Raw genomic sequence first — 20290 nt, forward strand, 5'->3', positions numbered from 1 at the left:
CTCGCGGCGCCTGGCACTGCGAGCGCAGCCCGCCCTCGCTACGCCCTGCTCGGCAGGTCGAGTACGACCTCCTCGATTACGTGGCCGCGCACGGCCCGCCTGAATTCGTTGAGGAAGTAGCCCTCTTCGAGATCGAGCTCGGTATCGAGCGCGTAGACGGTGAGCGTGTAAACGTGGTCTTTATCGGGCGGGTAGGGGCCGGCGTACCGATGGATGATGCGCGGATCGGTCCAGCTTCCCGCAAGCGGCGACCAATCGCTGTTGGATCCCTGCACGCAGGGTACGGCACCCGAGGCGCTCGCGTTTTCGGGGATGAGCGTGGTGCCGGCCGGGAAATTGCAGGCGAGCCAGTGTATCCAGCAGAATCCGCTCACCGGTATGGCGTCCCAATCGAGAAACGTGAGGGCAAGGCTTTTCGTGTTTGCGGGAACGTCGGCGATCGTTAAGGGGAACGAGACGGTCGGGTGGCCTTCGAGCTGATACGCGGCAGGAGCATGCTTGCCGTACTTGTCAGCGAGCATGCCGTTTTCCAGAGGTACCGAGATCTTCATGGGGCTCCTTTCGGTCGGGTTGAACGGGCGGGGTTTCGCATACCTTTATAGTATAGAGTCCGGCGCATCGTTGGGCGTAAGGCCCGGCATGTAAACAGATCGCAACATTTCCATCCGAATATGCCATGATCGGTTGGTGGATTGAAGCCTTTCGGCGAACTACTATGGTTGGTGCGAAGGAGTATGAAAAACATGATCGGTATGAATATTCAAAGCAGGCGCAAAGTGTGCGGCCTCACGCAAGAGCAGCTTGCACAGCGTTTGGACGTCTCTCGCCAAACGGTTGCGAAGTGGGAGAGCGGCGAGACCGTGCCCGACTTGGGGAACGGTTCAGCTCTGGCAGAGGCACTCGACGTGTCGCTCGATGCTCTGGTGAGCTACGACCCGCACGGCACGGCGCTTCCCATGCCGCCGCGAGGCAAGCATTTGTTCGGTACGGTGACGGTGGGCGAGCGCGGGCAGGTGGTCATACCGAAGCAGGCGCGCGATCTGTTCGGCATACGCCCCGGCGATTCGCTGCTCGTGTTCGGTGACGAGGGACAGGGCATCGCGATCGTCAAGGCCGACGATTTCATGAAGCGCGTGGAGGCGCTCCTCGATCAGGCGGATGAAAAGCGCTAGGCGGTCGCGACCTTTCGGGTTTGCTCGGCTGCGGCTCGGGAGGCGAAGACTTGGCTGAGGCGCACGTGCAAGACGCGCGGTCTGAGGCGGGCGAGGCGGCGAAGCCGAATGCGATTCAAAACGGGACATCTTGCCGTTGCCGGACGCGGCGAAGGAGCGGCGGGTAAGGGAAAGAAGGTCGGTATGGCAATCGCGTTGCTGGTCGGAGTGCTCGTCGTGGCGGTTGCGGTGGCGCTCGCCCTGTACGTCGACCGCAACAGGCATGGCGAGGCGCGCATGATAGAGCGGGCGCATGCTGCCGGTTTCGAGGAGAAGCAGGCGGATATCGACGAAACGCGCGTCAACTACGCCGAGGGCCCCGACAGCGGGCCTGCGCTGCTGCTCGTTCACGGCCAATCGATGCAGTGGGAGGATTACGCGAGCGTTCTGCCGGGCCTTGCCGAGTCGTACCACGTGTTCGCTATCGACTGCTTCGGACATGGCGAATCGGCGCACGATCCCAGACTCTACACCTGCGCGACCCAGGGCGCTTTCCTGGTCTCCTTCGCCGAGCGGGTGATCGGCGAGCCGTATATCGTGTCGGGTCTCTCGTCGGGGGGAATCATCGCCGCATGGGTTGCCGCGAACGATGCCGAGCGGGTAGCCGCGCTCGTTCTCGAAGACCCGCCGTTTTTCCGCGTGACGCCCGAAGCGATGCAGCAGGAGCCCGGATGCTTTGCGTGGCTCGACGGGTTCGAGGTTGTCCACGCGTTTCTCCAGCAAGACGAAATCGACGATCTCGCCGTGTTCTACGCTGCGCACAGCTACCTCTTCTCGCAGTTCGGCGGCTTGCAGCCCAAGATCGCGAAATGGACGGCTGCCGAGCGGGCGGCGCATGAGGAAGGCCACCTCGTGCTTTCATGGGTGCCCCACGACTGGGTGAGGGGCATGTACTACTACGATGATTTCGACCCGCAGTTCAGCGAAGCGTTTTATCGGGGTACGTGGGTGAGCGAGGGCGAGCAGGCTTGCATGCTCGAGTCGATCGCATGTCCGACGGTGTACCTCAAAGCCGAAACGCAGTACGGAAAAGACGGCGTGCTCTACGCCGCCAACAGCGACGAGGATGCGCTGCGCGTCGAGAAGCTCGTGGACGACTGCGAGACCGTCCGCATCAAGTCGGGCCACGACATCCACTACGAACACCCCGATGTTTTCGTCGGAGCCGTCGACCGGGCGGCTGCGATGGCGGCGATGGGTGACGGTGCCATAATAAGGTAGGGGCCGGTGCGTTTGGGCAGACGTTTTCGCTCGCGCCCCATTCCTGAGCGTGCGTCGTGCGGCGGCAAATACGGCGCGACCGTTCGCCGCTTTCGAACGCCTATGGTCTTTCGATGCGCACGTTCGTCAAAAATCGGGTCTTTTTAAATCTCATCTGACGTATTATCATATCCCGCGGGCAAACTTCGGTGAGCCTTGATGATGCGCAAACGTTTGCTGCGCTGGCCCGATCTACCGTACGCTGGTAAAAGGGAAGTGCAGAAACGGAGGAATGGTGGAGATACACCCGGGGGCGTGTAAACCGTTGACACCCCGCTTTTCCTAGCGTATTATTCATCTGCTCGCGCGATCGCGCCAAAGCGATGCGCAAGCAGGCAGCTTGATAAATACACATGAGTTGAGCAGACATTTGGGAGTGTGCCCGAGTGGTTAAAGGGGACGGGCTGTAAACCCGTTAGCTATGCTTACCTAGGTTCGAATCCTAGCGCTCCCACCATCTGCCTGTGTAGCTCAGTCGGTAGAGCACTTCGTTGGTAACGAAGAGGTCACCGGTTCAAGTCCGGTCGCAGGCTCCACTAATGGCGGTGTAGCTCAGTTGGTCAGAGCACACGGTTCATACCCGTGGCGTCACTGGTTCAAATCCAGTCACCGCTACCATTTTGGAATTTACACGAACGAACGGTTCGTGCTTTACGTCGCATGCCCCGTACGGTGCATGCGCTTTTTTTACTTGCAAGAAATTGCACCCAGCTTAGAAGGTGCCCGGGAGGGCACGCGAAGCGCACCTTATATCTCTATCGCGAAAGCGAGCCTATTTTAGGAGGATGACAATGGCTAAGGAGAAGTTCGAGCGCAGCAAGCCGCATGTTAACATCGGTACTATCGGCCACGTTGACCACGGCAAGACCACGCTCACCGCTGCTATTTCCAAGACCCTGTCCAGCAACGACGGTTCCCACGGCACCGCTGCTGCTGACTTCACGGCCTTCGAGGACATCGATAAGGCCCCCGAAGAGCGCGAGCGCGGCATCACCATCTCGATCGCTCACATCGAGTACGAGACCGATGCTCGTCACTACGCTCACGTTGACTGCCCCGGCCACGCCGACTACGTCAAGAACATGATCACCGGTGCTGCTCAGATGGACGGCGCGATCCTCGTTATCGCTGCTACCGACGGCCCGATGGCCCAGACCCGCGAGCACATCCTGCTCGCCCGTCAGGTTGGCGTTCCCTACATCGTCGTGTTCCTCAACAAGTGCGACATGGTCGACGACGAGGAACTCCTCGAGCTTGTCGAGATGGAAGTTCGCGAGCTGCTCGACAGCTACGAGTTCCCGGGCGACGACACCCCGATTATCCGCGGTTCCGCTCTCAAGGCTCTCGAGGGCGACGCCGATTACCAGGCCAAGATCTGGGAGCTCATGGATGCGGTCGACTCCTACATCCCGACTCCCGAGCGCGACGTTGACAAGCCGTTCTTGATGGCTGTCGAGGACACCATGACCATCACCGGCCGCGGCACCGTTGCCACCGGTCGTGTCGAGCGCGGTACCCTCCACGTCAACGACAACCTCGAGATCATCGGCATCAAAGAGACCATGACCACGGTTTGCACCGGCATCGAGATGTTCCGCAAGCTCCTCGACGAGGCTCAGGCCGGCGACAACATCGGCTGCCTGCTCCGCGGCGTGAAGCGCGAAGAGATCGTTCGCGGCCAGGTTCTCTGCAAGCCCGGTAGCGTGACCCCGCACACCGAGTTCGAGGGCCAGGTTTACATCCTGACCAAGGAAGAGGGCGGCCGTCACACCCCGTTCTTCGATGGCTATCGTCCGCAGTTCTACTTCCGCACCACCGACGTCACCGGCGTTGCCCACCTTCCGGAGGGCACCGAGATGGTTATGCCTGGCGACAACGTGCTGCTGAAGGGCGAACTCATCCACCCGATCGCCATGGAAGAGGGCCTGCGCTTCGCTATCCGCGAAGGCGGTCGCACCGTTGGCTCCGGCCGCGTTACCAAGATCATCAAGTAACAAGGCTCGACTGAACGAATGCTTAAGACGGAGCCCGCACTATCCTGCGGGCTCCGTATGCGAATCGCTTATCATGTGTATGAATCGAAGCGCACAACGTTACAATAAAAGGAGAATTCATGCGTACATTGGTCACATTGGCGTGCACTGATTGCAAGCGCCGCAATTACACGACCAAGAAGAACAAGCAGAATAATCCTGATCGCATCGAGATGAAGAAGTACTGCAAGTGGTGCGGCCACCATACGCTGCACAAGGAAACTCGGTAAGTAGTCAGGGAAAGCAATAGGCCAGTAGCTCCAATTGGTAGAGCGGCGGTCTCCAAAACCGCATGTTGGGGGTTCGAGTCCCTCCTGGCCTGCCAGCTTGTTTAGTTTGAGCAGCTTGGTTCGAAGTTGCTTGCGAGAGAAGCAGCTTGGGATCAGGCTGCTGATCGATACCGATATGGTTGGTCGAGCAGTCTTGAGATGAGGCTGCTTGTTTGGCGTTATAAGGCGGATAGATTCCGCCGCGAATAAAGGATGCAGATGGCTAAGAAATCAAAGACACAGCGAGCGAAAGCATCGGCCGCCCGTGCAGCAAAGCGAGAGCAGCAGGCGACGGTCGAGGGCGCAGAGGTCGAGGCTAAAGATGTAGCCGAAGCCAATGCCGAAGCTGAGAAAAAGCCTAAGCTGAAGCTCTTCAAGAAGGCCGATAAGGCCGAGGATCCTGCCGAGAAGAAGCAGGTCGCCAAGAAGGAAGAGAAGAAGCCGGAAAAGAAACCCAAGAAACCGGGTTTCTTGAGCGAGGTTCGCGCCGAGATGAAGCGCGTGACTTGGCCGACGAAAGCCGACGTGCTCCGTTGGAGCGGCGTGGTCGTCGTTGCTCTGCTGTTCTTCGGCATCTACGTTTCGGTGCTCGATAACTTCATCGTGACCCCGGTACTCGTCGCCATATCAGGTTTGGGAGTGTAATCGAATGTCGAAAAAGTGGTATGTCCTTCATACGTACTCGGGCTACGAGAACAAGGTGAAGAAGAACCTCGAGACGCGCATCGAAACGATGGGCCTCGAGAACAACGTCTTCGGCATCGAAATCCCCACCGAGATGGTCACCGAGATCAAAGAGGGCGGCCGTCGCGTGGAGAACGAGAAGAAGGTTTTCCCGGGATACGTGCTCGTTCGCATGGAGCTCGACGATCGCAGCTGGGCTGCGGTCCGCAACACGCCGGGCGTGACGGGCTTCGTGGGCAGCCAGGGCAATCCTGCGCCGCTGACGCGCGAAGAGTACAACAAGATCATGAAGCGGACGGATAAGGCGAAGGACAAGAAGAGCGTCGTATCTTCCAGCTTGGAAGTGGGACAGTCCGTCAAGGTCGTTTCCGGTCCTTTGGCGGAGTTCGACGGCGTCGTTTCGGAAGTATCGCCCGAGGCCGGCAAGGTCAAGGTGATGGTTTCGATCTTCGGGCGCGAAACCCCGGTCGAGCTTTCATTCGATCAGGTGGCGAAGATTTAAAGTTGGATATCATGAGCGTTGCGTGCCTGGTGGACGGGGCTTCTCACGCAAGACGCTTTGTTGATAGAGTGAGATTGAAATAGCATCAGCTGAAAGGAACGTTTCTATCATGGCTGAAAAGAAAGCAACCGGCTTCATTAAGCTTCAAATCCCCGCAGGTGCCGCAAACCCGGCTCCTCCGGTCGGTCCGGCACTCGGCGCCCAGGGCGTCAACATCATGCAGTTCTGCCAGGCGTTCAACGCCGAGACGCAGGATAAAGCCGGCACCATCATCCCGGTCGAGATCACGGTGTACGAGGACAAGACGTTCTCGTTCGTTACCAAGACCCCGCCCGCGGCCATCCTCATCAAGGAAAAGCTCGGCATCCAGAGCGGCTCTGGCGTCCCGCAGCTCCAGAAGGTGGGCACGCTCACCGAGGACCAGCTCCGCGAGATCGCCGAGACCAAGATGCCCGACCTGAACGCCAACACGATCGAGGCTGCGATGGAGATCATCGCCGGCACCGCTCGCAGCATGGGCGTCCAGATCGAGGGTCGCGCTCCGAAGAAGACCTACGTGCCTTCCAAGAAGCTCGCCGCCATGCTCGCCGGCCGCACGCTCGACGAGGAATAAGCGAAGCCAAGGGAGTCCTCGGGCTCCTCTTGCATAAAACGATGTGGAAGAGCGCTTGCCCGCTCGCCATCACCACGAAAGGAAAACGAAATGGCAAAGAAATCCAAAAACTACCGTGCAGCAGTCGAGAAGATCGGGGAGGGCCCCTACGCCCCGCTCGAGGCAATCAAGCTCGTGCAGGAGATCTCGACCGCCAAGTTCGACGAGACCGTCGAAGCGCACTTCCGCCTGGGCATCGACACCCGTCAGGCAGATCAGCAGCTTCGCGGCACTGTCAGCCTGCCGAACGGTTCCGGTAAAACCGTCCGCGTTGCCGTGTTCGCCGAGGGCGACGCAGCCCGTGCGGCTCAAGAAGCCGGCGCCGACATCGTCGGTTCCGACGATCTGATCGCCGACATTCAGGCCGGTAACATCAACTTCGACGCCACCGTTGCGACCCCCGACCAGATGGCCAAGGTCGGCCGTTTGGGCAAGATCCTCGGTACGCGCGGCCTCATGCCGAACCCCAAACTCGGTACCGTTACCAACGACGTGGCGAAGGCCATCAAAGAGCTCAAGGGCGGCCGCGTCGAGTATCGCGCCGACCGCTACGGCATCGCGCATGTCATCGTCGGCAAGGTGAGCTTCACCCCCGAACAGCTCGCTGAGAACTACGGAGCCGTCTACGACGAGATCATCCGCATGAAGCCGGCTGCCGCCAAGGGCAAGTACGTCAAGTCGATCACCGTCACCTCGACGATGGGACCCGGCGTTCCGGTCGATTCGTCGGTGACGCGCAACTACACCGCTGCAGCTGAATAACTCACTTGAAGCTGTACTGAGCGCAAACGGAAGGAGCCCGAGGGCTCCTTTCTTTTTTGATTTCAATGTGATATCATCTTAATATCAACAAAGCGAGGATAGGGCCATTGGCCCGCCTTGAAGGAAAGGGGACGTTATGGCCGCAGAGAAGTCCGTTCGAGTAAAAAGCGGGTGGCCCATGCTGTTCGTCGTGGTGGTGCTTACGGCGGTATGCGTCGCTGCCATCATAGCGGGTGCGATGATGCTGCCGCCCGAGGACATGCCCGTTGCTACGGGAACCGAAGTGCTCGGCGTCGTGCTGCTCGTCGTGGGCATCGTCGCTTTGTGCGTAGGTCCCTTCGTCCTGCTTATGGGCTTTTTTACCATACAGCCCAACCAGGCGCGCGTGCTCATTCTGTTCGGCGATTATCGCGGAACCGTGCGCGACGAGGGTTTCCACTGGGCGAACCCGTTCTACTCGCGCTCGGCGGGCACGACCGTGGATGCCAACGGAAAACCGACGGCCCGTTCGCTCAGGCTTTCGCTGCGTGCCCGTACCTACAACGGGGAGCACTTGAAGGTGAACGATAAGAACGGTAACCCTATCGAGATTGCCGATGTGGTGGTATGGCGCATCGAAGATACCGCCAAGGCCATCTTCGACGTGGACGACTACAGCTCCTACGTGCACACGCAGAGCGAGACCGCGCTGCGCCACGTGGCCACCACGTACGCCTACGATTCCGACAGCGATGAGATCACGCTGCGCAGCAACATCGAAGAGGTGTCGGCGGCGCTCAAGGAGGAGCTCTCCGTTCGCCTCGAGAAGGCCGGCGTGGTCATCGACGATGCGCGTTTGACGCACCTTGCATATGCTCCGGAGATCGCCCAGGCGATGCTGCGCCGCCAGCAGGCCGAGGCCGTCATCGCCGCCCGTGAGAAGATCGTGCAGGGTGCGGTTTCGATGGTCGACATGGCGCTCTCCGAGCTTGCGGCGAAGCACGTGGTCGATTTGGACGACGAGCGCCGTGCGGCGATGGTTTCGAACCTCATGGTGGTTCTCTGCGGCGATTCCGAAGCCCAGCCCGTGCTCAATACGGGTACACTGTATCAATAAGCGAACGGCTGCACGCGGCACACGCGGCGGTTTCCTGGACGGAAAGCGGTGCGCCGCGCATTTGTGGGCAGATGGCGGAATATGACGGTAAGGCGGTACCGGAAGCGTTATGGCGAAGCGGAAGCAATATCCTTTACGCGTTGATTCGGAGATATGGGAGGCTATCGAGAGATGGGCCGCCGACGATCTTCGAAGCGTCAATGCGCAGGTGGAGTTCATCTTGCGCAAGTCGCTCAAGGATGCCGGTCGCTTGGGCAAGAGGGATGCGCCCGCCGACGAGTCGGACGAGGGCTAGAGAAGATCGAGGAACGTACGCGGGCGGCTATCAACGGCCGCCCGCTTTGTTTTGCCGGGTTCTTGAGCCTCGAACGCCAACCGGCCGTCTTCCGAGCGGGACGGCGCTTCCGAGAGGGTCGCAGCGGGCGGCCTCATGTCGCCTGCATGCGCTTCGAAAAGAGCGAAAGGACGACAAACGCTGCCGCCATGGCGACGAGGCCCGCGCCGTCGAACGCCACGAAACGTGCGATGCTCGATGCGAGCAGGTCGTGCCCTGCGGGGATCGAGACGAGAATGGCGCTTTCCCCGATAAGCCCGATCGTCTGCTGCGTCAACACTACGGCGAAGAGGGTGCGGTGCTTGGCAGGATCAACGATGACGGGCGGGTAGGTCGCGTTCCACATGAGGAACGCGACCCCGAGCCCCTGAACCGCGATGTTGCCCGCGACTCCCGAAAGCTCGTAGGCGGGCGCGAACGCATCGGGCCAGACGATGAACTGCACTGCGCACTGCACGTTCATGAGGAACACCGCCAGAACCGCTACGCGCGCTGCCCAGAGCACCGCCTTGTACACGGTTGGCTGAGGGCACGCGCGCGGCGCCCCCGATTCCTCGGCCGCCTTTGCGCAAGCTGCATGCTTCCTGTTCCCGTCGTCCACCTGTTCGCCTTTCGTGCTATGGCCCCTATTGTACCCGATGGACCGACGGGAGCGCGGCCTTGAAGCTGCGTTCCTTCTACTGAGCGGCAAGGAGCCGAACCCGAAGCTACGCGCTCTGTTTGCGGCCGAGGTCGGTGTTGTCCTTCTTGCGGTCGCGGAGCCCTTCAACGGGGTTCTCTTCGTCTTCGGAGCGGTAGTCTTCGCCTGCTTTGTCCTGGAGTTCGCGGATGGCCTTATGGCTCGGCACGTCCTGCGTGCGGCCGTTCACCTGGGCGTTCCACGCGAAGAACTCATGGTCGGCAGGCAGGGTGTCGACCTCGACGAAGTCCTCCTTGTCGGCGGTCAGCGTAACCTGGTTGGCGAGGACGTCGCGCACGTAGTCCTTCGTCTCGTGGAAGTCGAGCAGCTCGGGGAACTCCCCGTCGGTGCCTATGGTTTCCTGCCACTCTTTGCCGTCGTACTTCTCGAGGAGCTCGGCGGCCTTGTGCAGGTGGGCGATCTCCTGTTCGAGGTGCATCTCCCACATCTTCTTGACGTACGGGTCTACCTCGGTCTCGAAGAACGAATAGTACAGGTAGCACTCCATGTACTCGCGCAGAAGCATGTTCTCGAGCCAGGTGCACGTGGGGTCGAGCAGCGCGCCGTAATGGGTCACGTGCTGCTCTTCAACCATGGCGATTTCCTGGTAGAGATCGCGGCCGACGCCTTCGGGGTAGGTGTTGCCGAGGTTCATGTAGAAGTTCATGGTCTGCTGCTCGCCTGCGGTGAGGATGAGCGCTCCGAGCTTCGTGCGGATGTCGGCGGTCTTGAAATCGCGCGCTTCCTTCACAGCTTCCGAGGGATGGCGGTGATGTGCGATGGTGGGTCGGCCGGGTGTGATCTCGACATAGCCTCTTACGAGCTTGTGGGCTGGAATGTCCTCGTCCATCTTGAGCAGGTCGGCGTAGCGGTACAGATGGTCGAAATCCTCGAGCAGGGCGAAGTCCATGCAGGCCTTCGCGTACTCGTCAGGCTCGTGCATGGCGAGCCATGCGGTCAGATCGACGGCGAGGTGCTCGTAGCCGATGGTCAGTTCGAGCTGCGTCTCGTCGCTCGGGCTCATCCAGTTCACGTGCTTTTGCTGCTGCTGCTCCATGCGGCGCACGTAGGCGAGCTCGCGGCGCAGGTCGTTGTCGGGGCAGTTGCGGTGGAAGTTGTGGCCGAACATGACCGCCTCGACCTCGATGCCGTTCATGAGGATGATGCGCGTCTTGGTGTAGGGGTCGGCCTCCAGCTTGCCGTAGGGTTTCGGGCTCATGGTGCTCCAGTCCATGACCATCTCGTCCATCTTCTTCTCGGGTTTCTGCTCGAACGGGTTCATTCGGGCCTCCTTTCGTGTTGGCTGTCTCTCGTCTGACGGCGCGAAGCGTCGTAGACTCGATGGTAACTTGCCCCTCGCGCGCGCAAGGCGCTTCGTTGCTGCGCCGCATATCGTTCGTTGGCTTTGTTTTTGATCTGTGAGTCGCGCGATGAGGGATGGTTGTGGCTTTGTGGAAAACCATGCAAAACGGTCATATTTGCAAACATGACAACGGTCGAAGGCGCATATACGGGAGTGCTATACTGTGCCGAGGCGAAAAAACGACAGCAAAGATAAGGGTACACGGTATGATCATCAAGAAGTCACCGGCTGAAATCGAAGCGATGAAGGAAGCCGGACGCATTTCGGCGAAGGTGCTCCGCGAGGTCGGCACGCGCGTGCAGCCCGGCGTCTCCACGCTCGAACTCGACCGTTTCGCCGAGACGCTGATTCGCCTCGAGGGGGGTATTCCGGCGTTCAAAGGCTACGGCGGTTTCCCCGGATCGATCTGCGCGTCGGTGAACGAGCAGATCGTTCACGGCATCCCTGCGGCCGACGTGATCCTTCGCGAGGGAGACATCCTCTCGGTCGATACGGGGGCCATCGTGGACGGCTGGGTGGGCGACAACGCATGGACGTACGCGGTCGGCAAGATTTCGGAAGAGAAGCAGCGGCTGCTCGACGTGACGGAAAAGTGCATGTGGGCGGGCCTCGATGCGGCTCGGCCGGGCAACCGTCTCGGCGATATCGGGGCGGCCGTGCAGGAGATTGCGGAGGCAGCGGGTTACGGCGTGGTGCGCGAGTACGTCGGCCACGGCATCGGGCGCAACATGCACGAAGATCCCAACGTACCCAACTACGGGCGCAGGCACACCGGTGTGCTGCTCGAGCCCGGCATGGTACTCGCCATCGAGCCCATGATCAACGTGGGAACCCATAAAACCAAACAGATGCCCGACGGATGGCTTGTGGTCACGCGCGACGGCATGCCCTCGGCGCATTTCGAGAAGACCGTCGCCATAACCGAAGACGGGCCCTTGATCCTTACGACCGAAAAGGACCACCGGCGCCCGGTCTAGGGAATTCGGCACGGGGTGTGCGAGGACGGTTGCGCGTCCGCGCGCCGAAGCGTTGGCGCACTTGCTCGCAACGTGCCTGTTGAGCGTTCTTCGGTATGTATCTTTAGCGGACAAGCGGGGCAATGTTCTTCGGGGTTTGCCCCGCTTGCTTATAATAGACGCTCATCGTACGAATCAACCCGCACAGGCGGGAATGGAAAAGGATCCGCGTGAAGACTTCAGTTGATTTCGCCCCGGTGCTTTTGGGCGGAGACGCCAACGCCTACGGAATGGCCCGTTCGTTCTTCGAGGAGTACGGGGTCGTTTCTGCGGCTATCGGAAAAGGCGCATTCCATATCTGCCAGCACAGCAAGATCGTCCGTTTCGAGGTGTGCGAACCGCGCCTCGAGGAAGACGAGGTGTTCGTCGAGGCGCTCTTGCGCTATGCGCGCGATCATCGGGGGGTGCCGCTCGTGCTCGTTCCGTGCGGCGATAACTATACCAAGATGCTGGTGCGCAACCAAGAAAAGCTGCGCGACAGCTACCGGTTCACCATCATGTCGCCCGACCAGTACGACCTTGTGTCGACCAAGGAGCGGTTCTACGATACCTGCGCGAAGCACGGCCTTCAGTTTCCCGAAACATGCGAGGTGACGGCTGCGACGGCAAAGGGCTTCGAGCCGCCGTTCGCCTATCCCGTAGTGGTAAAGCCCTCGAACAGCGTTGCGTACTGGAACTGCGATTTTCCCGGCAAGAAGAAGGTGTTCGTCGTCCAGACTGCCGACGAGATGCGCCGCATCCTCGAGGGCGTGTACTCATCGAGCTATCAGGACAGCATGATCGTGCAGGATTTCGTTCCAGGCGACGATACGCGCATGCGTGTGATGAACTGCTACAGCGATGCGGCGGGCGCCGTGAAGATGATGGTGCTCGGCGATGTGCTGCTCGAAGAGCACACGCCGGAGGGCATCGGCAGCTACGGTGCCATCATGACCGGCTACGACGAGGGCGTCAACGAGCGCATCAAGGGCTTTCTCGAGGAGATCGGCTACGTGGGCTTTTCGAACTTCGATCTGAAATACGACGAGCGCGACGGCTCGTACAAGCTGTTCGAGATCAATCCGCGCCAAGGCCGCTCGAGCTATTTCGCCACCGCGTCGGGCAAGAACCTGGCCCGCTATCTTGTGCGCGATGTCGTGTACGGCGAGGATCGCCCGATCGACATCGCAACGCTCGAGGACGAACGCCTGTGGACCATGATCCCGCTCTCGGTCATCCGCACGTACGTAAGCGATCCGTCGGCGCGTGAGCGCGCAGAGCGCCTTATCGCAGCGGGCAGGGTCAGCCGTTCGTACTGGTCTGAAGACGACCGCTCGCTTCTGCGCTACGTGAGCTACCGCATGAACCAGCGCAACTACCGGCGCCAGTACAAGGAGTGCTTCAACCGCAGGGGCATCGACGATTAGGAGAAACCCCCGGATTCGCAGCTCCCTGCGAATCCGATCGGACAGCCGATGGCGGGCATCGGGCCATGGCGACGTGCGCGATCGAGCGCGCTTCGCGGAGAGACGGAGGCGAAAATCGTGCCGAGAGGAATCGAGGTGACGGCATGGAGAGACTCGGAATAATCGGGGGACTGGGCCCCGCAGCGACAGCGCGCCTGTTCGCGCAGATCGTCGCATATACCGATGCCGCATGCGATCAGGATCACCTCGACGTGACCATCCTCAATCGCCCCCATATACCCGATCGGACTGCCTACTTGCTCGGCAAACCGGGTGCGCTTTCGTTCGTCGAACCCATGCAGGAAGCAGCCCGCGAACTCGAGGCTGCGGGATGCAGCGTGCTCGCCACGCCGTGCAATACCGCGCATGCGCGCCTCGACGAGATCGCCTCAGTGCTGGGGCGGTCGCATTTCGTCGACATGCCCGCCTCTGCGGCGGCGTTCGCCTCCGATCTCGGATGCACTCGCGTGGGCGTGCTCGCAACCGACGGGGCGCTTGCGACGGGAGTGTACCAGCGTGCGCTCGATGCGGCGGGGATCGAGTCGATGCTGCCCGATGAGGCGATGCAGGCGAAGGTCATGAGCATCATCTACGATGATGTGAAGGCGGGCCGCGTTGCCGACGCCGAGAAGGTGGGCAACGTGTGCGATGCGTTGACGGATGCGGGATGCAACGGCATCATGCTTGGATGCACCGAATTATCGCTTCTGGGGTTGCCTCGCATGCGCGGCGGGGCGTGCGTCGTCGATGCGCTCGACGTGCTTGCCTGGAAATGCATTACCGAATGCGGCGCGAAGGCCCGCAATCTGAGAGACGAATACCGATGCCATGTGCGTCCCGACGGCTGCCTTGACGAGCGCGCCGCTGTCGGGTCGAGGACGATAGAGTAAGGAAGACGCAGACTATGTGCGGATTTGCAGGATTCATCAACAACTACGCCGACCTTGACGCTGCGCGCGTCATCGAGCTCATGGGGGACCGCATCAAGCACCGCGGCCCCGACGACGCCCAGTACTACATCGACGACGAGGTGGCGCTTGCGTTTCGGCGGCTCTCGATCATCGACCTCGAGGGAGGCCGCCAGCCGCTGTTCAACGAGGACGAATCGATGGTGCTCGTGTTCAACGGCGAAATATACAACTTTCCCGAACTGCGCGAAGATCTGATCGCCCGTGGGCACGTGTTCGCAACCAAATCGGATTCCGAGACCATCCTGCACGGATACGAGGAGTACGGCCGCGGCATCCTCGATCGGCTGCGCGGCATGTTCGCGTTCGCCATCTGGGACAAGAACGAGAAGAAACTGTTCGGAGCCCGTGACATCTTCGGTATCAAGCCGTATTACTACTATCGTGAAAACGGCCTGTTCTTGTTCGGCTCGGAGATCAAGAGCTTTCTCGATCATCCCGGCTTCGACAAGCGCATCGATCGCACGCGCATAGCCGACTATCTGTCCTACGAGTATCTTCCCGATGATAACACGCTGTTCGAGGGCGTGTACAAGCTCATGCCGGGTTCGTATTTCGAATGGACCGAGGATGGCTTCACCACCGAGCGCTACTACAATCCCACCTATGCGATCGACGAGGATCCCTCGCTCGACGAGTGGGCCTCGTCGATCGAGGACGTGTTCTCCGAATCGGTGCGCGCTCACCAGATCGCCGATGTCGAGGTGGGCGGGTTCCTCTCGTCGGGCGTCGATTCGAGCTACGTGGTCGATCGCGTGTTCGCGCAGGGAACGAAGATCCGCACGTTTTCGGTGGGCTACGAGGAAGAGCAGTACAGCGAGCTCTCCTATGCGAAGCAGTTCTCCGACGAGCTCGGCGTGGAGAACATCTCCAACAAGATATCTGCCGCCGACTTCTTCGACGCGATGCCCGACATCCAGTACTACATGGACGAGCCGCTGCCGAACCCGTCTGAGAACCCGCTGTACTTCTTGGCGGAAAGCGCTGCGAAGCATGTGAAGGTGGTGCTGTCGGGGGAGGGCGCCGACGAGCTGTTCGGCGGCTACCCCAACTACCTTGCCGAAGCCCATCTCGGAACCTACTGCAAGCGCGTTCCCCGTCCCGTGCGCCGCGCTCTTGGAGCGGTTGCGGGCAAGCTCCCCCGGTTCAAAGGACGGCACTTCCTCGTACACGGTGCGATGGAGCCGTGGGAGCGTTTCTCCCGTGCCGATTACGTGTTCGAAAACGAGGATCGCCAGCGGTTCCTCAAGGATCCGATCACCGGGCCTACGCCGCAGGAGCGCTCGAGACGCTATTTCGATCACGTCGAGGGCCTCGATGCGGTGACGCAGCTGCAGTATGTCGACATGCAGACGTGGATGGCGTTCGACATCCTGCTCAAGGCCGACCGCATGTCCATGGCCCATTCGCTCGAACTGCGCGTGCCGTTCCTCGACAAGCGCGTGCTCGAGCTGGCGCTCAAGATACCCTCGCGCTACCGTGCCGCCAACGACGAGTCGAAGATCGCCCTGCGCCATGCCGCCGCCCGCCATCTGCCCGAGCGCGTGTACGGCAAGGAGAAGCTCGGCTTCCCTTCGCCGCTTGCCGCGTGGCTGCGTGAAGACGAGTACTACGAGCGCGTGAAAGCGGCGTTCACGAGCGAGACCGCGCACGAGTTCTTCGTGCCCGAAGCTCTCGTGAAGCTGCTCGACGAACATCGTTCGGGCCAGGTTTCGCATATGCAGAAAATCTGGTCGTTCTACACCTTCATCGTATGGTACGAGGAGTTTTTCGGTACGGGCAACCGTGCCCAGTGCCGCGCATAGCGGGCGTTTCCATACATGAGGTATGCGGTGTTCAGCCGTTCGCAACATATAGCGCAGCGTGGGCGAAAAGTGCAGGCAAAAGGGGTCTTTCCGATATAAGAAGACCTTATGTGACTTTCTTGAATGGCTTGGTTTCGCTCGCGGGGCTTTGCTATGATCGGCCATGCTTCAAGCAATTTCATAGAAATAAGGTGCATATGCTGACTTTAACCACACAACGCACTTTCCGTACAACCACGTCCGTGTTTCTGGCGCTTCTTTTGGCAGCCTCCTTGGTGGGGCTTGCTCCCGCGCAGGCATTCGCCGTGACAAGTGCTGAGAAACAGGCCGAGGCCGACGACATCATGCGCAGCATCGATTCGCTGCAAACCCAACTCAACGAGGCTAACGCCGAGTACGAGCGTGCAACGCAGGAGTACGAGACCGCTAAGGCGGCCGCCGAAGATGCCGCAGCGCGCGTGAAGGCCGCCAAGGAGCGCATTGCCGAGCTGCAGGAGCGTTTGAGCGAGCGCGCGACGAGCATGTACAAGACGGGCGGCTCGATGTCGTTCATCGACGTGCTGCTCGGTGCGACGTCGTTCGAGGATCTGGTTACCTCATGGGATGCGTTCGAGAAGATATCGAGCCAGGACGCCGAGCTCATCCAGGAGAGCAAGGACGTGAAGGCCGAAGCCGAATCTGCCGAGCAGGAATACAACGAGCAGAAGGCCAAGGCGGCCGAAGAGGTCGAGAACGCCAAGGCTGCCCAGCAGGAGATCGAAACCACCAAAGCATCGATGGAGGAAGAGCTTACCCGCGTCAACGAAGAGGTCGTTGCGCTGCAGGCTAAGGAAGAAGAAGAACGCATCGCCGCCGAAGAAGCCGAGCGCAGGGCCGAAGAGGCGAGGAAGCTTGCGGAATCGACCGTCGTTCCCGGGACGGGCGGCGGCGGATCCTCGAGTGCCGGCTCGTCGGGCGGGGACGGTTCGGTGAACGTTTCCGGATGGGTCAACCCCTGCCCGTCGTACTACGGTGTGACCAACGAGTTCGCATGGGCTGGCGCTTGGGACGGCAACTACCACAACGGCATCGACCTCGGTGCTGCGTCGGGTGCCGATATCCTTTCCGCCGGGCCGGGAACGGTTACGTACGTGGGATGGTACGGTACGGGCGGAAACGCCGTCATCGTATCGCACGGCAACGGCGTGCGCACCATCTACATGCATATGAGCGCTCAGGCGGCGACGGTCGGCCAACAGGTTTCCGCCGGCGATCTGATCGGCTACGTGGGATCGACCGGTTATTCGACGGGACCCCACCTGCACTTCCAGATAGAAATCAACGGAACTCCAGTCAACCCCCGCAATTACTTCAGCTTCTAAGCACGCGGGCAGAAAACTGAGGAGGCGCACTTTATGGAGCAGAATCGAACAAAGGTAACCAGGCGGGCGTTTCTCGGCGGCGCGGCGGCTTTCGGCGCGGTGTCGCTCACGATGCCGTCGTTGGCGTTCGCCGACCCGACATCTGCCTCCAAACAGGCCGAGGCGGACGAGGTGCGCAGTCGCGTGGCCGCCATGCAGTCCGAGCTTTCCCAGAAATCGGAAGAGTACTACGCGGCGCTCGACGCCCATGATGCAGCGGTCGCCGCATGCGATGAGGCGCAGGCGCGCATCGACGAGGCAAGCGGGCAGATTTCCGAGCTGCAGGAAAAGCTCGGCACCCGTGCGCGCAGCATGTACCGCAGCGGCGGCACGTCGTTTCTCGACCTGCTGCTCGGTGCGACTACGTTCGAGGAATTCGTGACCAATTGGGACATCCTCAACCAGATGAACGAAAACGATGCGACGATGGTCCAGCAGACCAAAGATCTGCGCGCCGAAGTCGAAGCCCAGAGGGAAGAGCTCTCCAAACAGGAGCAGATTGCTTCCGATAAGGCCGAAGAGGCACGTGTCAACAAGGAGAACGCCGAGGTGACGGTTGCAGCATTGCAGGCCGAACTCGACTCCCTCGACGCCGAAGCCCGCGAGTTGCTGCTGGCCGAGCAGGAAGAGGCGGCTGCGGCAGCGCGTGCGGCCGAGGCGGAAGAGAACGCCAACCAACCCAACTCGGGCTCGGGNGCGGCAATACGCCGGGCGTCGGACTCGACTGCTCGGGCCTCACGTACTGGTGTTACAGGCAGGTGGGCAAGACCATCCCCCGTACCACCTACGGCATGCCGAATTCAGCGGCGTGGTCCGGCCCCGTTTCGTCCGCCGAGCCGGGCGACGTGCTTTGGAACAGCGGCCACGTTGCCATCTGCACGGCATCGGGCGGCGGCACTTACATCCACGCGCCCCAGCCGGGAGACGTGGTGAAGTACTCGTCCTGGCCCCAGTTCTCGCTCGCTTTGAGATTCTAACGCACCCCTGACGTACGTACGGTTCGGCACCCGCTCGCGGGTGCCGTTTTTTCAACCGCCCGCTTCCCGCGTCCGGCACTCGGGCGGGCATCCTTTTGCACCCTGCGGGCGGAAGCTGTGTCCGCCAACCGCCTCCGTGCGACGTTTTCGGCTGCCGTTTCAGGCAATGCGTTTACGCGACCTGCGGAAACGTCTTTCTGCTTGGCTGAAACAGGCCGTTTTGCATCGCATGGAGCGCCTTCGCGGACATCGTGTCCCGTTCGCGGTCCGCTGCGGTTCGGGCATGCGCCGGGAACCCTCGAGCGCCTGCATGCGGCGCGCTTCCGGAACCGGGAAAGCACGCGGAGCCTTCCTTTACCGCATTGGCCGGCGAGCGTCGTGCGCTGGACCGTTGAGCGTTGCTCGGTATCCGGCCGGTTGACGGCGACATCGTGCGGTCAACCAGACGTCCATTGCGTCAACCAGAGGTATTCGATCATACTGGATGCAGGGCGCTGCGGGAAAGATCGCCGCACGTCGGCTGGGAGGCGTGCCTTGCGTGTCGCATGCGCAGTTGAAACGACGGGCTTGCCAGCGAGCGGCAAACGGCCGAACAAGCTTTGCTCGCCGGCGCACGGCGAAGCGAACGGATGGAAGCGAGGCGGGCGATATGCGCGGCGAAGGATGCGCGAAAACGGATCGATGCGGGTGCGCTTTGCGCGTGAGCGGCCTTGCATGCCGCTACGCGGCTGCGGAGGTGTTCGCCGAAGCGTCGTTCTCGCTCGACCAAGGCTCGATCTCGTTTCTCGTCGGGCCGAACGGGGCGGGAAAGTCGACCCTGTTCCGATGCCTTGCGGGGTGGACGCGGCCCTATGCGGGTGCGGTCGAGCTGTTCGGCGAGCCGTTCGACGGGTCGAGCAGAGAGCAGCGCCGCGAGATAGCGTATGTGCCCGACGTGCCGTCCTTCTACGACGACCTGACCGCGCAGGAGCATATCCGATTCGTGCAGCAGGCGAACGGAGACCTCTCGGCGGACGGGCTTGCCGACGACCTCATGGACGCATTCGGCCTATCCGCCCATCGGGATCGGTATCCGTCAGCGTACTCGCGCGGCATGCGGCAGAAGCTCGCGCTCGTCATCGCATTAGCGGCAATGCCCCGGTTGCTCTTGCTCGACGAACCCTACGGCCCGCTCGACCCGGGGGCGGCCGAGGTTTTGAGCTCGCTGCTCGACGGTGCGCATTCATCGGGGGCGGCCGTGCTGGTAAGCTGCCACCACGACGTTCCCAACCTGATGCCCGATCAGCTTCTCCGTCTCGCGGACGGAAGCCTCGAGGTTATCGAATCCGACGGCTTCGCAGACGGCTTGCCCTTCGCCGAGCCGGTCTCGGCGCCACTCGTCACCGCGCCCGGTACGCCGGACGCTTCCGACGGCGTTTACACGCGACGGGGGTGAGCGGTCGTGCTGCACGATATCCGACTTCTTCTCTGGCTCCGCATCCGCCATGCCCGGACGGCGTTTTCGCGCATGATGCACCTCGCGGGCACCGATCCCGTATCCGAAGGCGGTACGGGGGAGCGGGTGTACCAGGTCTATATCGTCGGCTTCGTGGCCATTGCGCTCGTGGCGCTATGGGCCGCGCTGCTCGATGCGGTGGCGACGACGTTTGCGGCCCTTTCGGCAGACGGATCGATCATCGTGTTCAGGTTCGCCCTGATCGCGCTCGTTGCGGTATTTGCCGCAATGGGAATGCGGGGCTTGAGGACCGCACCCCTGAAATGTTCCCATGCCGATATCGCGTACGTGATATCGGGCGGCATGCGCATGCAGGCCACCGTTTTGGCGAGCGTGGCT

The 20290-nt window shown here is 61.2% G+C and carries 20 protein-coding genes, 4 tRNA genes and 1 pseudogene; 22 read left to right on the top strand and 3 right to left on the bottom strand.

The window, feature by feature from the left end:
• Positions 1-38: 38 nt before the first annotated feature.
• Positions 39-551, bottom strand: coding sequence for a YbhB/YbcL family Raf kinase inhibitor-like protein (locus tag C1722_RS01785; RefSeq protein WP_102377745.1), 513 nt, complete (start codon positions 549-551; stop codon positions 39-41).
• A 192-nt stretch (positions 552-743) separates the two neighbouring features.
• Here C1722_RS01785 and C1722_RS01790 point away from each other — a divergent pair, with 192 nt between their 5' ends.
• The 14 genes from C1722_RS01790 to C1722_RS01855 all read left to right on the top strand — a co-directional run bounded on the left by C1722_RS01790 (position 744) and on the right by C1722_RS01855 (position 8764).
• Positions 744-1172 (top strand): helix-turn-helix domain-containing protein, encoded by a 429-nt coding sequence (locus C1722_RS01790; protein WP_102379486.1) that lies wholly within the window; start codon positions 744-746, stop codon positions 1170-1172.
• 108 nt (positions 1173-1280) lie between these two features.
• Positions 1281-2432 (top strand): alpha/beta hydrolase, encoded by a 1152-nt coding sequence (locus C1722_RS01795; protein ID WP_342352746.1) that lies wholly within the window; start codon positions 1281-1283, stop codon positions 2430-2432.
• Between the two features lie 411 nt (positions 2433-2843).
• A tRNA-Tyr gene (locus tag C1722_RS01800) sits at positions 2844-2928 on the top strand.
• Between the two features lie 3 nt (positions 2929-2931).
• Positions 2932-3007, top strand: a tRNA-Thr gene (locus tag C1722_RS01805).
• 5 nt (positions 3008-3012) lie between these two features.
• Positions 3013-3089: transfer RNA gene (locus tag C1722_RS01810), tRNA-Met, on the top strand.
• Positions 3090-3262: 173 nt separating this feature from the next.
• The gene (gene tuf / locus C1722_RS01815) at positions 3263-4465 is read left to right on the top strand and encodes an elongation factor Tu (protein WP_102377746.1); all 1203 of its coding nucleotides are present in this window, start codon (positions 3263-3265) and stop codon (positions 4463-4465) included.
• Between the two features lie 119 nt (positions 4466-4584).
• A complete protein-coding gene (gene rpmG / locus C1722_RS01820; RefSeq protein ID WP_102374322.1) occupies positions 4585-4734 on the top strand; it encodes a 50S ribosomal protein L33 in 150 nt (49 codons plus the stop codon).
• A gap of 18 nt (positions 4735-4752) precedes the next feature.
• A tRNA-Trp gene (locus C1722_RS01825) sits at positions 4753-4829 on the top strand.
• Between the two features lie 163 nt (positions 4830-4992).
• Positions 4993-5418 (top strand): preprotein translocase subunit SecE, encoded by a 426-nt coding sequence (gene secE / locus C1722_RS01830; RefSeq protein WP_102377747.1) that lies wholly within the window; start codon positions 4993-4995, stop codon positions 5416-5418.
• Between the two features lie 4 nt (positions 5419-5422).
• Positions 5423-5959 carry a transcription termination/antitermination protein NusG gene (gene nusG, locus C1722_RS01835; protein WP_102377748.1) on the top strand — a complete coding sequence of 179 codons (537 nt, stop codon included), beginning with the start codon at positions 5423-5425 and terminating at the stop codon, positions 5957-5959.
• A 109-nt stretch (positions 5960-6068) separates the two neighbouring features.
• Positions 6069-6572 (top strand): 50S ribosomal protein L11, encoded by a 504-nt coding sequence (gene rplK / locus C1722_RS01840; RefSeq protein WP_102377749.1) that lies wholly within the window; start codon positions 6069-6071, stop codon positions 6570-6572.
• Positions 6573-6662: 90 nt separating this feature from the next.
• Positions 6663-7373, top strand: a complete 711-nt coding sequence (rplA, locus tag C1722_RS01845; protein ID WP_102377750.1) for a 50S ribosomal protein L1 — start codon at positions 6663-6665, stop codon at positions 7371-7373.
• 136 nt (positions 7374-7509) lie between these two features.
• The gene (locus C1722_RS01850; protein WP_180994988.1) at positions 7510-8469 is read left to right on the top strand and encodes an SPFH domain-containing protein; all 960 of its coding nucleotides are present in this window, start codon (positions 7510-7512) and stop codon (positions 8467-8469) included.
• A gap of 109 nt (positions 8470-8578) precedes the next feature.
• Complete coding sequence (locus C1722_RS01855; RefSeq protein ID WP_102377751.1) at positions 8579-8764, top strand: type II toxin-antitoxin system antitoxin; 186 nt, start codon at positions 8579-8581, stop codon at positions 8762-8764.
• A gap of 133 nt (positions 8765-8897) precedes the next feature.
• On the opposite strand, the gene C1722_RS01860 is transcribed toward C1722_RS01855, so the two are convergent.
• Both C1722_RS01860 and C1722_RS01865 read right to left on the bottom strand, forming a co-directional pair.
• Positions 8898-9404: a hypothetical protein gene (locus C1722_RS01860; RefSeq protein ID WP_244902406.1), complete on the bottom strand. Its 507-nt coding sequence runs from the start codon at positions 9402-9404 to the stop codon at positions 8898-8900.
• 106 nt (positions 9405-9510) lie between these two features.
• On the bottom strand, positions 9511-10764 hold the full coding sequence (locus C1722_RS01865) for a lysozyme family protein (RefSeq protein WP_102377752.1): 1254 nt from the start codon (positions 10762-10764) through the stop codon (positions 9511-9513).
• A gap of 287 nt (positions 10765-11051) precedes the next feature.
• On the opposite strand from C1722_RS01865, the gene map reads away from it, so the two are divergent.
• The 8 genes and pseudogenes from map (at position 11052) to C1722_RS01900 (ending at position 19891) form a co-directional block, all read left to right on the top strand.
• A complete protein-coding gene (gene map / locus C1722_RS01870) occupies positions 11052-11822 on the top strand; it encodes a type I methionyl aminopeptidase (RefSeq protein WP_102377753.1) in 771 nt (256 codons plus the stop codon).
• A gap of 209 nt (positions 11823-12031) precedes the next feature.
• On the top strand, positions 12032-13267 hold the full coding sequence (locus C1722_RS01875) for a carboxylate--amine ligase (protein WP_102377754.1): 1236 nt from the start codon (positions 12032-12034) through the stop codon (positions 13265-13267).
• Positions 13268-13410: 143 nt separating this feature from the next.
• Entirely contained in the window at positions 13411-14196 is a 786-nt protein-coding gene (cuyB, locus tag C1722_RS01880; RefSeq protein WP_180994989.1) for a cysteate racemase, read from the top strand.
• A gap of 14 nt (positions 14197-14210) precedes the next feature.
• Positions 14211-16079 carry an asparagine synthase (glutamine-hydrolyzing) gene (gene asnB / locus C1722_RS01885; protein WP_102377756.1) on the top strand — a complete coding sequence of 623 codons (1869 nt, stop codon included), beginning with the start codon at positions 14211-14213 and terminating at the stop codon, positions 16077-16079.
• 305 nt (positions 16080-16384) lie between these two features.
• Complete coding sequence (locus tag C1722_RS01890) at positions 16385-17440, top strand: murein hydrolase activator EnvC family protein (protein ID WP_180994990.1); 1056 nt, start codon at positions 16385-16387, stop codon at positions 17438-17440.
• Between the two features lie 192 nt (positions 17441-17632).
• Positions 17633-17887: pseudogene (locus C1722_RS17740) on the top strand (coiled-coil domain-containing protein); the annotation flags it as partial.
• A 350-nt stretch (positions 17888-18237) separates the two neighbouring features.
• A complete protein-coding gene (locus C1722_RS17650) occupies positions 18238-18456 on the top strand; it encodes a hypothetical protein (RefSeq protein ID WP_342352747.1) in 219 nt (72 codons plus the stop codon).
• A gap of 649 nt (positions 18457-19105) precedes the next feature.
• On the top strand, positions 19106-19891 hold the full coding sequence (locus C1722_RS01900) for an ABC transporter ATP-binding protein (protein ID WP_102379490.1): 786 nt from the start codon (positions 19106-19108) through the stop codon (positions 19889-19891).
• Positions 19892-20290 lie beyond the last annotated feature (399 nt).

This window comes from Raoultibacter timonensis (assembly GCF_900240215.1).
In the GTDB taxonomy this organism is placed as follows: Bacteria; Actinomycetota; Coriobacteriia; order Coriobacteriales; family Eggerthellaceae; genus Raoultibacter; species Raoultibacter timonensis.